Below are 14,570 nucleotides of genomic sequence, written 5' to 3' on the forward strand. Positions count from 1 at the left end.
CGGTGGTGCCGGGGAGCGTGCCGGCGCCCCTCGGTGCGGGCCTCGCCGTCCGGTCCCCGCCACCGCGTAAGTGCTCCCGCGCCGAGGGGCGTTGCCCGCCTCCCGGGGACGAGGACCGGCACGCCCGGCCCCGCCCGGACGGCGGCGGCGTCCTCCCGGCGCCGGTTCGGCCCTCGTGCCGAAGCGCTCCCGCGTCGCCTGCCGCGAACCGTTGGCCATGACCAACCCCCTCGGGCCGATCGGCACTTGCGGTGACCGATCCGTTCCGGACGCGGACACGCTGCGCCACCATGAGGACACGAAGCGTGAAGGCGGGCGAGAATGGGGAGCACCGTGGAGGTACGGCACGCGACGGCCCGTGTCGAGGAAGCGGAGGACATCGTGAGGGAATTGCGCGAGCTGCTCGCGACGGCGGGAGCCACCCCGCCCTCGCCCGGACCCGGCCCGGTCACCCCGGCGGGGGAGGCGCCCCGCCCGCCCGCGGAGCCGGTCCGGCGCTCCGTCACCCCCGCGCGGCGGCCCGCGGCGGTGCCGAGGTGATGCCGCCCGTCGGCGCGCACGCCGTCGACACCCGCATCGGACGGGTCGGCGTCGTCATGGGACGGCAGGGCCCCTACGTGCAGCTCCGCCCCTACGGCGGCGGCCGGGAGTGGGACGCCGTGCCCGGCTACGTGCGCTACGCCACCCAGTCCGAGCGGCTGAGGGCGGCCACGGCGCACGCCAACGCCCGCAGCCGGGGCGAGGTGCTCTGAGCCATGCGCGAGAATGGACGCCATGAGTCTGTTCCGCGACGACGGCATCGTGCTGCGCACCCAGAAGCTGGGTGAGGCGGACCGGATCATCACCCTGCTCACCCGCGGTCACGGACGCGTGCGCGCCGTGGCCCGGGGAGTGCGCCGCACCAAGTCGAAGTTCGGCGCGCGGCTGGAGCCCTTCTCCCACGTGGACGTGCAGTTCTTCGCGCGGGGGAGCGAACTGGTCGGGCGCGGGCTGCCGCTGTGCACGCAGAGCGAGACCATCGCGCCGTACGGCGGGACCATCGCGACGGACTACACCCGCTACACCGCGGGCACCGCCATGCTGGAGACCGCCGAGCGGTTCACCGACCACGAGGGCGAGCCGGCGGTGCAGCAGTACCTGCTGCTGGTGGGCGCGCTGCGGACGCTGGCCCGGGGCGAGCACGCGCCGGGCCTGGTGCTGGACGCGTTCCTGCTGCGCTCGCTCGCGGTGAACGGGTACGCGCCGACCTTCGGGGACTGCGCCCGGTGCGGACTGCCCGGCCCCAACCGGTTCTTCTCGGTCGGCTCCGGCGGCTCCGTGTGCGCCGACTGCCGGGTGCCCGGCAGCGTCGTACCCTCGCCGCAGGCCCTGGTCCTGCTCGGGGCGCTGCTCACGGGGGACTGGGCGACGGCCGACGCGTGCGAGCCGCGGTACGTGCGGGAGGGGAGCGGACTGGTGTCCGCGTATCTGCACTGGCACCTGGAACGCGGTCTGCGCTCGCTGCGCTACGTCGAGAAGTAGACCGGGAAGACACCGAGGAGACGAGAGACACATGTCCGTACGCGGGATTCTGGGGCGGCAGCGCCGCGAGTACCGGGCACCCGAACCCCACCCGTCCGGCGCGCGGCCCCCGGGCCTCGGTGAGCTGGTGCCGCAGCACGTGGCGATCGTCATGGACGGGAACGGCCGCTGGGCCAAGGAGCGCGGACTGCCCCGCACCGAGGGGCACAAGGTCGGCGCCGAGCGCGTGGTGGACGTGCTCCAGGGCGCCATCGAGATCGGTGTGCGCAACATCTCCCTGTACGCCTTCTCCACCGAGAACTGGAAGCGCTCCCCGGAGGAGGTCCGCTTCCTGATGAACTTCAACCGCGACTTCATCCGCAAGTCCCGCGACACCCTGGACGGACTGGGCGTGCGGGTGCGCTGGGTGGGGCGGATGCCGCGGCTGTGGAAGTCGGTCGCCAAGGAGCTCCAGGTCGCACAGGAGCAGACCCGGGACAACGACCTGCTGACGCTGTACTTCTGCATGAACTACGGCGGCCGGGCGGAGATCGCGGACGCGGCGAAGGCCATCGCGGAGGAGGTGCGGGCCGGGCGGCTCGACCCGGCGAAGGTCAGCGAGAAGACCCTCGCCCAGTACCTCTACTACCCGGACATGCCGGACGTGGACCTGTTCCTGCGGCCGAGCGGCGAGCAGCGCACCTCCAACTACCTGCTGTGGCAGAGCGCCTACGCCGAGATGGTGTTCCAGGACGTGCTGTGGCCGGACTTCGACCGGCGCGACCTGTGGCGGGCCTGCCTGGAGTTCGCCTCCCGGGACCGGCGGTTCGGCGGGGCGATCCCCAACGAGGAGCTGCTCGCGATGGAGGGCCGCGCCGAATAGGGCGCGCCCGCGCCCGCCGGGCCGTGCGGACGGACGGCCCGGTCGGGCCGGATCGCGCGGACGGGCCGGGACACCCCTGGTGCCCCGGCCCGTCGTCCGTTCCGTCAGCCGCCGCCCGGTCCGGCGGCGGCCGCCGGTCGTCAGCCGTCGGCCTTCGCGCAGTCCGCGCAGGTGCCGAAGATCTCCAGGGTGTGCGCCACGTTGACGTAGCCGTGGTCGGCGGCCACGCTCTCGGCCCACTTCTCCACCGCCGGCCCCTCCACCTCGACGGCCTTGCCGCAGGTGCGGCACACCAGATGGTGGTGGTGGTCGCCGGTGGAGCACCGGCGGTAGACGGCCTCGCCGTCGGCGGTGCGCAGGACGTCCACCTCACCGGCGTCGGCGAGGGACTGCAGGGTGCGGTAGACCGTGGTGAGCCCGACGGAGTCGCCCTTGTGCTTGAGCATGTCGTGCAGCTCTTGGGCGCTGCGGAACTCCTCGGCCTCCTGGAGTGCTGCCGACACAGCGGCCCGCTGCCGGGTGGCGCGGCCTCTCACGGGCGGTCCAGCGGTCGTCACCGGATTCCTCCTCAGTCTGTGGCTTGGCTGGCCCATTGTGCCAGCCGGGCCCGCCGGAGTCAGGGCCCGCCGACCGGGTCGCCCCCCGGGGCCGTCCGCGCGGGGGCCCCGGCGGCCGGGACACCGGCCCCGTCGGAAGGCGTCCGGCCCGCCGGGATCACGCACTCCGCGGGGTCGGCGGCGGGCCCGGCCGCGGCGGCGGCCCGCGCGCGCCGCCGGGCCAGCGGGGCGGCCAGCGCGGTGAGCACGAGGAAGGCGCCGATGGTCAGCAGCACGATCGTCGCGCCGGGCGGAACGTCCTGGTAGTACGAGGTGACGGTGCCCCCGAGGGTCACCGCGACCCCGATCGCGACGGCGGCCGCGAAGGTGGCCGCGAAGCTGCGGCCGAGCTGCTGCGCGGCGGCCACCGGCACCACCATCAGCGCGGAGACCAGCAGCAGCCCCACCACGCGCATGGCCACCGTCACCGTCACGGCGGCGGTGACCGCCGTGAGCAGGTTCAGCGCCCGCACCGGAAGCCCCGTGACCCGGGCGAACTCCTCGTCCTGGCTGACCGCGAAGAGCTGGCGGCGCAGTCCGACGGTGACCAGCACCACGAAGGCGGCCAGCAGGCAGATCGCCGTGACGTCGGACTCGGACACCGTGGACAGGGAGCCGAACAGGTACGAGGTGAGGCTGGCGTTGGAGCCGGTCGGGGCGAGGTTGATGAACATCACGCCGCCGGCCATGCCGCCGTAGAAGAGCATCGCGAGGGCGATGTCGCCGCGGGTGCGGCCGTACCAGCGGATCAGCTCCATCAGGACGGCGCCGAGGACGGAGACCAGGGCCGCCGTCCACACCGGGGACCAGGAGAGCAGGAAGCCGAGGCCGACGCCGGTCATCGCCACGTGGCCGATGCCGTCGCCCATCAGGGCCTGGCGGCGCTGGACCAGGTAGATGCCGACGGCGGGGGCGGTGACGCCGACCAGCACGGCGGCGAGCAGCGCCCGCTGCATGAAGGCGTAGTTCAGGATTTCCATGGGGGCCTCGTCAGCTCAGCAGTCCGGTGCGGAGGGGTTCGGCGCCCTCCGGGGCGTGCGGGTGCACGTGGTCGTGGCCCGGCAGCGCGTGCTGGCCCACGGCCTTCGGGGGCGGGCCGTCGTGCAGGACGCAGCCGTCGCGGAGCACCACCGCGCGGTCGATCAGCGGTTCCAGGGGGCCCAGTTCGTGCAGGACCAGCAGGACGGTGGCGCCCGCGGCGACCTGTTGCCGCAGCGTGGCCGCCAGCACCTCCTGGCTGGCCAGGTCGACGCCCGCCATCGGCTCGTCCATGATCAGCAGTTCGGGTCCGGCGGCGAGGGCGCGGGCGATCAGCACCCGCTGGTGCTGGCCCCCGGACAGGGCGTCCACCGGGTCCCCGGCGCGGTCCGCCATGCCGACCAGCTCCAGGGCCCGGCGGACGGCCTCGCGGTCGGCCCGGCGGAACAGCCCGAAGCGGGTGCGGGAGAGGCGGCCGGAGGAGACGACCTCGGTCACCGTCGCCGGGACGCCGCCCGCGGCGGTGGTGCGCTGGGGGACGTAGCCGACCCGGGCCCAGTCGCGGAAGCGCGGCAGGGGCGTGCCGAACAGCTCGACCGTGCCGTCGGTGAGGGGGAGCTGGCCGATGAGCGCGCGCACCGCGGTGGACTTGCCGGAGCCGTTGGCGCCGAGCAGGGCGACGACCTCGCCGCGCCGCACGGTCAGGTCGATGCCGCGCAGCACGGGACGGGAGCCCCGGTCGGCGCGGGCGCCGCGCAGGGCGACGACGGGTTCGTTCATGACCGCTCCCCGGTCGTCGGGACGTGTGGCGGAGTCGTCGCGCGGTGTGCTCATGCGGCGCCCAGGGCCTTCTGGAGCGCGGTGAGGTTGGACTCCATGACCTGGAGGTAGTCGTCGCCGCGGGAGTGCTCGGTGATCCCCTCGATGGGGTCGAGGACGTCGGTGCGCAGCCCGGCGTCCCGGGCGAGGGTCCGCGCGGTCCGGTCGCTGACCAGCGTCTCGTGGAAGACGGTGGTGACGCCGTCGGCCTTCGCGGTCCGCTGGAGGTCGCGGACGCGGGCGGCGCTGGGCTCGGCCTCGGGGCTGAGCCCGCTGATGGCCCGCTCGGTCAGTCCGTAGCGGTCGGCGAGGTAGCCGAAGGCGGCGTGGGTGGTGATGAAGACCTTGGTCCTGGTGTTCCTCAGGCCGGTCTCGAAGCGGGTGTCCAGCTCGCCGAGCCGCTTCACCAGGGCGGCGGTGTTCTTCCGGTAGTCGGCGGCGTGGCCGGGGTCGGCCTTCTCGAAGGCCCGGCCGACACCCTCGGCGACCTCGGCGTAGCGGACCGGGTCGAGCCAGAGGTGGGGGTCCGTGCCGCCGTGGTCGTGGCCGTCGTGGTCCTCGTCGCCGTGGCCGTCGTCGTCGTGGTGGGCGTCCACGAGGGTGGTCAGGGAGGCGGCGTCGATCTTCGTGGCGATGCCGGACTGGGATATCGCCTCGTCGACGGCGGGCTGCAGGCCCTTGAGGTGGAGGGCGGCGTCCGCGTCCTCCAGCCGGGCCCGCTGCCTGGCGCTGACCTCCAGGTCGTGCGGCTCCTGGCCGGGCTGGGTGAGGCTGGTGACGCTGACGTGGTCACCGCCTATGCGCTCCGCGAGGAAGGCCATGGGGTAGAACGACGCGACGACGTCGAACCGGTCCGTACCGCCCGCCCCGGTGTCGTCGCCGGCGCAGGCGGAGAGGGTGCCGAGGCCGAGTGCTGCGGCCACGGCGACTGCTATGCCGGATATGCGGCGTCGTCGTACGTTCATGACAGTCATTTTCAATGATTTTGGAAACCGTTGTCAACAAGCATCCGCACGGGTGGCCCGGGAGGTGCCCATGGAGGCGGCCGGGGAGGCGGTCCGGAGCGGGCCGGGGGCCGCGCCGGAGCCGGGCGGTGGCGGTGCCGGGGAGGTGCCGGGGTGTGCCGGGACCCCGGCGGGGCCCCCGATTTGGCCGGGGGGTGTCCCACGCCGGTAACCTGGGGCATTCGCTGGAAGCAATCTCGCTTCGTCGCCCGTCGTCGTAATGAAGAGAGCACCGTGGCCGCCGACAAGATCGACACCATCGTCAGCCTGAGCAAGCGCCGTGGCTTCGTTTTCCCCTGTAGTGAGATCTACGGCGGCCAGCGTGCCGCCTGGGACTACGGTCCGCTGGGTGTCGAGCTCAAGGAGAACCTCAAGCGCCAGTGGTGGCGCTACATGGTCACCTCCCGCGAGGACGTGGTGGGTATCGACTCGTCCGTGATCCTCGCCCCCGAGGTGTGGGTGGCGTCCGGTCACGTCGCCACCTTCTCCGACCCGCTGACCGAATGCACCGCCTGCCACAAGAGGTTCCGCGCGGACCACCTGGAGGAGGCGTACGAGGAGAAGAAGGGCCGCGCCCCCGAGAACGGCCTGGCCGACATCAACTGCCCCAACTGCGGCAACAAGGGCCAGTTCACCGAGCCCAAGCAGTTCTCCGGGCTGCTCTCCACCCACCTCGGCCCGACCCAGGACACCGGCTCCGTCGCGTACCTGCGGCCCGAGACCGCGCAGGGCATCTTCACCAACTTCGCCCAGGTGCAGACCACTTCGCGCCGCAAGCCGCCGTTCGGCATCGCCCAGATGGGCAAGTCCTTCCGCAACGAGATCACGCCCGGCAACTTCATCTTCCGCACCCGCGAGTTCGAGCAGATGGAGATGGAGTTCTTCGTCAAGCCGGGCGAGGACGAGAAGTGGCAGGAGTACTGGATGGAGCAGCGCTGGAACTGGTACACCGGCCTGGGCCTGCGCGAGGAGAACATGCGCTGGTACGAGCACCCGGCGGAGAAGCTCTCCCACTACTCCAAGCGCACCGCCGACATCGAGTACCGCTTCCAGTTCGGCGGCAGCGAGTGGGGTGAGCTGGAGGGCGTCGCCAACCGCACCGACTACGACCTCTCCTCGCACGCCAAGGCCTCCGGCCAGGACCTCTCCTACTACGACCAGGAGGCCGGCGAGCGCTGGACGCCGTTCGTCATCGAGCCGGCGGCCGGTGTCGGGCGCGCGATGCTCGCCTTCCTGCTGGACGCCTTCATCGAGGACGAGGCGCCCAACGCCAAGGGCAAGATGGAGAAGCGCACCGTGCTGCGCCTCGACCCGCGGCTGTCCCCGGTGAAGGTCGCGGTGCTGCCGCTGTCCCGCAACGCGGACCTGTCGCCCAAGGCCAAGGGCCTCGCGCAGGCGCTGCGCCAGCACTGGAACATCGACTTCGACGACGCCGGTGCCATCGGCCGCCGCTACCGCCGCCAGGACGAGATCGGCACGCCGTACTGCGTCACCGTCGACTTCGACACCCTTGAGGACAACGCGGTGACGGTGCGCGAGCGCGACTCGATGAAGCAGGAGCGCGTGTCGCTGGACCAGATCGAGGGCTACCTGGCCTCCCGCCTGATCGGCTGCTGACCCTCCTCCTCCGCACCACCAACCCCTGGGGCCCCGCTCGCACACCGAGCGGGGCCCCAGGGGTTCTTTTGGTGCGTGGTCGAGGTGCTGGATCCCATCGGCGCCTTGGCCTCTCTTATTGTCTATCTGACAGAAATCAACTACCTTGAGGGGCATGGAAGATGACGTATGGTCACCGCCAACTGTTCTGCTCACTGTTGACCTGGTGATTCTCACGCTGCGTGAGGGGCGGCTGTGCGTCCTGCTCGTGGAACGGGGCGAGGATCCGTTCCGGGGCATGTCGGCGCTGCCTGGAGGATTCCTGGGCCATGAGGGCGAAGCGATCCTGGACGCCGCACATCGTGAGCTGGCCGAGGAGACCGCGCTGGACGGGGGGCCGCTGCATCTGGAGCAGTTGGCCGTCTACGGTGACCCGGGCCGCGATCCACGGGGACGGATCGTCTCCGTGGCTCATCTGGCCATCGCCCCGGGACTTCCTGAGCCGGTCGCGGGCACGGACGCCAGGAACGCCTCGTGGATCCCCGTGGACACCATCCTGTCCGGCCAGGTGAATCTGGCGTTCGATCACCACCGGATCGTGGCGGACGGCGTCGAACGCGCCCGTACGAAGCTGGAGTTCTCGGCACTCGCCACGGCGTTCTGCGGAGACCTGTTCACCATCAGTGAGCTGCAGCAGGTGTACGAGGCGGTCTGGGGCACCGCACTCGACACCCGGAACTTCTACCGGAAGGTCCAGGCGGTGAAGGGGTTCATCGTTCCGGCCGAGTCGGAGCACAGGTCCACGGGAGGCCGGCCCGCGCGGCTGTTTCGTGCCGGACCGAGAACGCTGCTGTCCCCGCCGCTCGTCCGGACCGTGCCGCCGATGACGGAAGGCGAAGGGGAGTAGATGCCGAAGGACCTGGTGGTGGTGCTCACCGCCCTCAATCTCGAGTACGAGGCCGTGCGCCGGAATCTGGACGGGCCGCAGTTGCACCGCCACGGAAGTGGTACGCGGTTCGAGGTGGGGACCGTGCGGGGCACATCGCATCGCGTGGCCGTCGGTCTGACGAGCAAGGGGAACCATTCCGCTGCAGTGCTGGCGGAGCGCGCGATCCAGGAGTTCTCACCGCTGGCCGTGATGTTCGTTGGCGTCGCCGGAGCCCTGTGGGGCACCACCCGGCTGGGTGATGTGGTGATGGCCACTCATGTGTACGCCTACCACGGGGGAACGAGCGAGGACAGCGGACTCAAGGCACGCCCCCGGGTCTGGGAGGCGGAGCACGGCATCAGTCAACTCGCCGCCCATCTCGCCCGTACGAAGAACTGGAGTGACATCGCCCGCGGCGGCGGAAACGCGCCGCGGGTGCACTTCGGGGCCGTTGCTGCCGGCGAGATCGTCCAGAACTCGCGGGTCTCGGCCGAGGCCCGGTGGATCAGACAGCACTACAACGACGCGCTGGCGATCGAGATGGAGGCCGCAGGTGTGGCGCAGGCCGGACACCTCAACGGGTCGCCGGTGGCCATCATCCGCGGCATCAGCGACCGGGCGGACGGGACGAAGAGCAGCGCCAAGGACCATAACTGGCAGCCGCGGGCAGCGGCGAACGCCGCGGCCTTCGCCCTTCGGCTTGCCACGGAACTGATCGGAGAGCAGATGCGGTCCGCCGAATCCCACGACGGCCAGGACGACGGAAGCAGAGGCGGCAGAGTGAGTGGACACATCCGGAACACGGCCCATTCCAGTGCCGTGGGAATCATGGCGGGGTCGGTGCATGGGAGCCATGTCCACATGAACGCGGCTCCGCAGCCGTTCCGTCCACGTGACCTTGTCGCGGAACTGGAAGGCTTCGGAGTGAGGCTGAGAGAGCGGCATGACAGCCGGGCCCTGGACACCGACACCTACCAGGAGGCACTGGCGGACTGGGACATCGCCGTCCGGGCCGCGAGGAGCCGGACGCCCGACTCGCCGAAGAAGACCGTCATGGCACTCAGGAGACTGCGGGGGCTGATCGCGGACGACGTGGAACTGGCGTTGGCCCTGGCGCCGCTGATCACGGCAGCGGGTGGATTAAAGTGACGGACTTCGCCGACTTCACGCACCAGGCGACCGCCGACCACTCCAACGTCGGCATCATGGCCGGGGTCGTGCACAACTCGACCGTGAACTTCGTCCATCCGGAGGCTTCTCCTGAGGAGAAGTATGCGGTGGGCCTGCAGTTCCTGCTGAACGGCGTACCCGGCCGTGCCTGCCAGATGATCGAGGACGCGATCGCCCACGGGCACGACACCGCGGAGACCCGCTTCCACCTCGTGCTCGCCATGCTCAGCAAGCGTGCCCGCCGGGACCTCAGCGCCGAGGAGAACCAGCAACTGCACGAGGTCTCGGATCGGGCGCAGGACTATGCCGACGGCGAGTGGAAGACCGCTCTGTACGTCATCTTCGACCTGCTGGGCACCTCCGGCGACACCGACGGCGAAGTCAGGACTGTGCTCAAGCGGCTGCGTGAACTGCCGGACGCACAGCGCGTTCCGATCCTCCACCACCTCGATCTCGTCCTCACCGGGCGCATGAAGGCCGGCCTGTGGGCGGAGACCTGTGACACCGCGATGTCCATGCGCTTTGACGGCCACCGCGCCGGACGGGTCTGGGCCTACTTCGAGCCCGAGCCCATCGGTCCACGGGCTCTGCCGCCCCGGGCGAACACCGCTTCCGGGGAGTCGTTGAATCTCGCCGTCCGGGCGGGTCTGTCCGGCGCCGCCGCCGTCTTCCTCTGGGTTTCCGCGTTGGTGGCGTCGCCCGGTGCGGCGATTGTCGAACTGCTGACAGGGCTGGGAGCCGGTCTCGTCGCGGGACGTTCGGGTCTGCGGTGGTGGTACCTGGAGCACCGGCTGAGGGAAAGGAACAGCGCCTACCAGTACGCGGCGTGGAGGGGGTACGCCGTCGAGGAGGACGGGTTCACCAAGCGCGTCCGCCACTCCTTCGACCACTACTTCAGCGTCCGTGTGCCCGCCGGGCTCGACCCGCACCAGTGGAGGTCCCACACGGACGGGCTGCGCAACAGCCTCATCGGAGAGGTCGCCTTTCTCTACCGTGAGAGCCGGATTGGAGTGGACCGGGTCAACTGGCTGATCCGGCACCTGGCCCAGGACGCCCGGGACCGGTACAACAACGGCACTCTGTTCGACCACCATCAACGGTATCGGACACCAGTGACGGCCAAGGCCCAGTGTGTGGCCGCGCTCGTGGTCCTGGGAGCCACGGCCGTAGCACTGATCGCCACCATGGCCATGGCCGTCGAACCGCCCGTCGTGCTGCTGGGGATCGCCGTTCTGGCAGGTGCGACGTGGTCCGGACGCGCGGCGGCGTTGCTATGGCTGCGTGCGTGCAGTGAGAAGCGGCGAGTCGTCGACGAGATGGCGGAGTACCAGGAGCACCTGGCGGATCGGCAGGCCGCGTACCGGAGCTGGAAGGAATTCCTGGACACCACACGTCCCAGTGAGGAGGAGATGGAGAACTGGCTCACGTGCGACAAGACCCTGTTCATCGATGATGCGCTCCGCCACCATCGGCTCACCTGGGACAGCATCATCGCCCACACCATCCTGCTGACGCCCGCGCGGTCCTCGAGTCGGGGGCGCGAACGAGGTGGTCCCTGGCGCTACTCGCGATACAGCCTTCGTCTCTTCCTGATCACGTGGGACGGTGTGCGGGAGATCAGCGTTGAACTCGACTTCACCCATGGCCAGAGCGCGAACGAAGAGCGGATCAACTACCGCTTCGACGCGCTCTCCTCCGTACACGTCACCGACCGGGCCGACACCGGATACGACCTGGAACTGTTCCTCTCCAATGGGCCGTCCAGGAGCATCCGGGTCAAGGACGCCGATACGCATGAACTGGCACCGGACGAGAACGCCCAGGCTCTCTCCGAGATCAACCTCAGGGCAGCCGGCTTCAGCCATACCTTCCGCCTGCTGGAGGGAATCGCGGCGGACGGCAAAGTCTGGCTGAAACGGAACACGCCCGAGGACCAGCCACCGTTCGGCGCCGATCACTGAGGCTTCAGAACCGCCGGGGCCCGACCGGCCTGCGCAGGTCCGGTTCCGGCTGGGACATATCGGAAGGAGAGGCCGTGCAGGCCACGGAGGAAGTCACCGAAGGCGGGCTGTTACTGGCAGAGTACGACCGTATTAAGGAGGAGCAGAAGGCTCGCATCGGCTTCCGTGACAACCTGATCTACGCCACGTTGGCCGCTTCCACCGCGATCCTTGCGATCGCCGTCCAGAACGGTGACAGCCCCGCCCTGCTCGCCGTTCCCGTGATCTGCCTGATCCTGGGATGGACCTATCTGGTCAACGACGAGAAGATCTCCGCGATCGGGCGCTACATCCGGGACCGGCTGGGGCCCCGGCTCGCCGAGCTGAGTGGCACGACCCGGGACACGGTGTTCGGGTGGGAGGAGTACCACCGGCGCGACGCCGGCCGTTCCACACGCAAGCGCCTGCAGACCGTCGTCGACTCGGTGACCTACACAGGTCTGCCTCTGATCTGCGTCATCGGGTTCTGGACCTCTGATGGCATGCACCCCTTGCTGCTGGTCGTCTCCATTGCGGAGACGCTCGCCCTCGGGGTACTGGGGTGGCAGCTCGTGCACTACGCCGAGAGCTAGGACGAAGGAGACGGCTTCCGGGAGATCCCGTCGGTGGGCCCGGCCGGGGGCCGAAGGCAGCGCCCACCGGCCGGCGGGGCGGCGGTGGGCGCGGGTGGGGCGTGTGGCGGGGCCGGGGTCAGCGGCCCTGGAGGGCCTTGACGTTGTCGCCGAAGGTCCAGTTCCGCGAGCCGTCCCAGTTCATCGACCAGGTCATCAGGCCCTTGAGGCTGGAGCCGTAGCGGCTGTAGGCCTGGGAGACCAGGGAGGGGCTCATGTAGCCGCCGCCGGCGCCGGCCTGGGCGGGCAGGCCCGGGACCTGCTTGTCGTAGGGCACCTTGATGGTGGTGCCCTGGATGACCAGGCCCTTGTTCAGGCAGTCGGTCTGAGCGGTGAAGCCCTGGACGGTGCCGGCCGAGTAGGAGTCGCCGGAGCAGCCGTACATGGCGCCGTTGTAGTACTGCATGTTCAGCCACCACAGGCGGCCGTTGTCCGCGTATTTCTTGACGATGGGCAGGTAGGCGCCCCAGATCGAGCCGTACACGATGCTGCCGCCGGTGACGTAGGCGGTCTCGGGGGCCATGGTGAGGCCGAAGTTCGAGGGCATCTTCGCGAGGATGCCGTCGATGATGCGGATCAGGTTGGACTGCGAGGAGGACAGCGTGCTGATGCTGCCACCGGCCACCAGGCCGGTCTCGATGTCGATGTCGATGCCGTCGAAGTTGTACTTCTTCAGGATCGGCACGATGGTGTCGACGAACCGGTCCGCCACGGCGGTCGAGTTGAGGTCGATGCCGGCCGCGGCGCCGCCGATGGAGAGCAGGATGGTCTGCCCGGCGTCCTTCGCGGCGCACATCTCGGCGGGGGTGGCGACCTTGACGTTCTGGTCCATCCCGTCCTCCCACAGCGCGGTGCCGTCGGAGAGGATCACCGGGAACGCGGCGTTGACCACGTTGTAGCCGTGCTGCAGGAAGCGGGAGTCGTTGATCGGGGTCCAGCCGAAGGGCGGGTGCACGCCGTTCTTGGCGCCGTCCCAGTTCTCCCAGTAGCCCTGGAGGACCTTGCCGGCGGGCTTCGACTTCACCGCGCAGGTGTCGGCCGCGGCGGCGGAGCCCGGAGCCGTGGGGGCGGCGGGGGCTGCGGACGCGGAGGTGATCGCCAGGGGGGTGATGACGGCGGCCGCCAGCGCGGCGGCGAACAGGCGGAGTCTGCGACGGAACATGCGGGTGCCTCCTGTGGGGGGAAGGTGGGGGGCGGCGCGGGCATGACATGGCGCAGGCATGACAATGCTCTGGTCCAGACCATTCGTCAAGAGTTTCAGGAATCGCCGCGGGGGGCCGGGGCTCCGGGCGGCCGTGCCGGGCGGGACCCCGCGTCGCCCGACCGGAGCAGTTCGGCCCGTCGGCCGCCGGACGGTCCCCCGCGCCCCGGCCGGTCGCGCCGCCGAGCCCGCCCGGCTCTCCGCCCGACCCCTCCGACCTGCGGATTCGGCCACTGTTCGGGGTGCGGACGGCCCTCCGTGCCGTCTCCGGACCGCCCCGCCGGGAACCTGCGGAGCCGGCCCGGCCACCGCCGCCGCACGCGGGGAGAGGCCACCGGGTGACCCTCCGAAGTGCGGGAACCCGGGGCAATGCGGAGAGTGAGGTTCCGGGTCTCCATCAGGTGCCCGCGGTCGGACAGGGCGAGGACGGACAGTCATGGCTGAGCAGAAGTCGGCGCGGACCCTCCCGCGACCGTGGCACGCGGCGGCGTCGGTGTTGGGGAAGGTGCCCGGCGCGGGCACCGTCGGCAGGGCCACCGAGGCGGCGCTGGACCGGATCGGAGCCGTGTCCCCGCGCGCCCGCCGCGTGGTCGTGTACACCGGGGCCGGGGTGCTGGGCGTCGCCGGGGTGGTGGAGTGGCCGGTGGCGGTCACCGGGGCGGCGGTGGCCTGGCTGACCCAGTCCCGCCGGGGCCGGGACGCCGACGGCGCGGACGGCGGCTCGGCCGCCGGGCGGCGGACGGGCGGTGCGGAGGGCGCGCGGCGCGCGGCGAAGGGGACCGGGCGGGCCACGAAGCGCACCGCCACGAGACGTTCGGCCGCCGGGAGCGCGACGGGCGCCGCGTCCGGGAGCACGGCGTCCGGGAGTACGGTGCCCCCGGGCGCGGGGGAGAAGGGCGCGGCGTCGAAGAGCGGGGCGGGCAAGGGGACTTCGGCCGGAGAAACGGCCGCGAGCGCCGCCGGGAAGAGCGCCGCGCACGAGGGCGCCACCCGGAAGACCGCGGCGCGCAAGACGACCGCACGCAAGACGACCGCGCGCAAGACCGCCTCGCGCACCACCCCGGCCAAGGGCGCCGCCAAGCGCGCCACCGCCGCCCGTACCGCCCCCGCCCGGTCCACCGGCACCCGTGCCACCCCGGCGAAGAAGACCGCCTCCGGCAGCCGGTCCACCGGTCGCGCCACCGGCCGCACGTCGTCGGCGGCGGGCGGCGGACGCACCCGGAAGGCGGGCTGAGCCGCGGCGATGGTGGGTGGACTGCTGACGCGCTCCCAGGACGCCGTCGC

The 14,570-nt window shown here is 71.2% G+C and carries 14 protein-coding genes and 1 pseudogene; 10 read left to right on the top strand and 5 right to left on the bottom strand.

The genetic code is table 11. The annotated features are described in order from the left end of the window. The first annotated feature begins 321 nt into the window (after positions 1-321). The 4 genes from ACZ7LB_RS00355 to ACZ7LB_RS00370 are packed head-to-tail and all read left to right on the top strand — an operon-like array spanning position 322 to position 2,383. Entirely contained in the window at positions 322-540 is a 219-nt protein-coding gene (locus ACZ7LB_RS00355; RefSeq protein ID WP_471464343.1) for a hypothetical protein, read from the top strand. Continuing rightward, positions 537-752: a hypothetical protein gene (locus ACZ7LB_RS00360; RefSeq protein WP_161224634.1), complete on the top strand. Its 216-nt coding sequence runs from the start codon at positions 537-539 to the stop codon at positions 750-752. Before ACZ7LB_RS00355 ends, ACZ7LB_RS00360 begins: the two co-directional genes overlap by 4 nt. Positions 753-774: 22 nt before the next feature. Further along, the gene (recO, locus tag ACZ7LB_RS00365; protein ID WP_471464345.1) at positions 775-1,521 is read left to right on the top strand and encodes a DNA repair protein RecO; all 747 of its coding nucleotides are present in this window, start codon (positions 775-777) and stop codon (positions 1,519-1,521) included. Positions 1,522-1,552: 31 nt separating this feature from the next. Further along, on the top strand, positions 1,553-2,383 hold the full coding sequence (locus ACZ7LB_RS00370; RefSeq protein WP_471464347.1) for an isoprenyl transferase: 831 nt from the start codon (positions 1,553-1,555) through the stop codon (positions 2,381-2,383). 140 nt (positions 2,384-2,523) lie between these two features. On the opposite strand, the gene ACZ7LB_RS00375 is transcribed toward ACZ7LB_RS00370, so the two are convergent. The 4 genes and pseudogenes from ACZ7LB_RS00375 to ACZ7LB_RS00390 form a co-directional block, all read right to left on the bottom strand. Continuing rightward, positions 2,524-2,940, bottom strand: a complete 417-nt coding sequence (locus tag ACZ7LB_RS00375) for a Fur family transcriptional regulator (RefSeq protein ID WP_471464349.1) — start codon at positions 2,938-2,940, stop codon at positions 2,524-2,526. 119 nt (positions 2,941-3,059) lie between these two features. After that, positions 3,060-3,959: pseudogene (locus ACZ7LB_RS00380) on the bottom strand (metal ABC transporter permease); the annotation flags it as partial. 10 nt (positions 3,960-3,969) lie between these two features. Next, a complete protein-coding gene (locus ACZ7LB_RS00385; protein ID WP_471464351.1) occupies positions 3,970-4,737 on the bottom strand; it encodes a metal ABC transporter ATP-binding protein in 768 nt (255 codons plus the stop codon). 50 nt (positions 4,738-4,787) lie between these two features. Then, complete coding sequence (locus tag ACZ7LB_RS00390) at positions 4,788-5,741, bottom strand: metal ABC transporter substrate-binding protein (RefSeq protein ID WP_471464353.1); 954 nt, start codon at positions 5,739-5,741, stop codon at positions 4,788-4,790. 273 nt (positions 5,742-6,014) lie between these two features. Between ACZ7LB_RS00390 and ACZ7LB_RS00395 the strand changes: the two genes are divergently transcribed. The 5 genes from ACZ7LB_RS00395 to ACZ7LB_RS00415 all read left to right on the top strand — a co-directional run bounded on the left by ACZ7LB_RS00395 (position 6,015) and on the right by ACZ7LB_RS00415 (position 12,046). After that, on the top strand, positions 6,015-7,397 hold the full coding sequence (locus ACZ7LB_RS00395; protein WP_471464355.1) for a glycine--tRNA ligase: 1,383 nt from the start codon (positions 6,015-6,017) through the stop codon (positions 7,395-7,397). Between the two features lie 154 nt (positions 7,398-7,551). Further along, positions 7,552-8,283 (top strand): NUDIX hydrolase, encoded by a 732-nt coding sequence (locus tag ACZ7LB_RS00400; protein WP_471464357.1) that lies wholly within the window; start codon positions 7,552-7,554, stop codon positions 8,281-8,283. Continuing rightward, complete coding sequence (locus tag ACZ7LB_RS00405) at positions 8,284-9,453, top strand: 5'-methylthioadenosine/S-adenosylhomocysteine nucleosidase family protein (RefSeq protein WP_471464359.1); 1,170 nt, start codon at positions 8,284-8,286, stop codon at positions 9,451-9,453. It abuts the gene before it with no gap. Continuing rightward, positions 9,450-11,435 (top strand): hypothetical protein, encoded by a 1,986-nt coding sequence (locus tag ACZ7LB_RS00410; protein ID WP_471464361.1) that lies wholly within the window; start codon positions 9,450-9,452, stop codon positions 11,433-11,435. The genes ACZ7LB_RS00405 and ACZ7LB_RS00410 overlap by 4 nt, the downstream gene beginning before the upstream one ends. Before the next feature lie 74 nt (positions 11,436-11,509). Next, positions 11,510-12,046: a hypothetical protein gene (locus tag ACZ7LB_RS00415; protein WP_471464362.1), complete on the top strand. Its 537-nt coding sequence runs from the start codon at positions 11,510-11,512 to the stop codon at positions 12,044-12,046. Between the two features lie 118 nt (positions 12,047-12,164). Here ACZ7LB_RS00415 and ACZ7LB_RS00420 read toward each other — a convergent pair whose 3' ends face one another. Continuing rightward, positions 12,165-13,247, bottom strand: coding sequence for a chitinase (locus ACZ7LB_RS00420; RefSeq protein WP_471464363.1), 1,083 nt, complete (start codon positions 13,245-13,247; stop codon positions 12,165-12,167). A 475-nt stretch (positions 13,248-13,722) separates the two neighbouring features. Here ACZ7LB_RS00420 and ACZ7LB_RS00425 point away from each other — a divergent pair, with 475 nt between their 5' ends. Then, positions 13,723-14,520, top strand: a complete 798-nt coding sequence (locus ACZ7LB_RS00425) for a hypothetical protein (protein WP_471464365.1) — start codon at positions 13,723-13,725, stop codon at positions 14,518-14,520. Positions 14,521-14,570 lie beyond the last annotated feature (50 nt).

Source organism: Streptomyces sp. NPDC107521 (genome assembly GCF_055598485.1).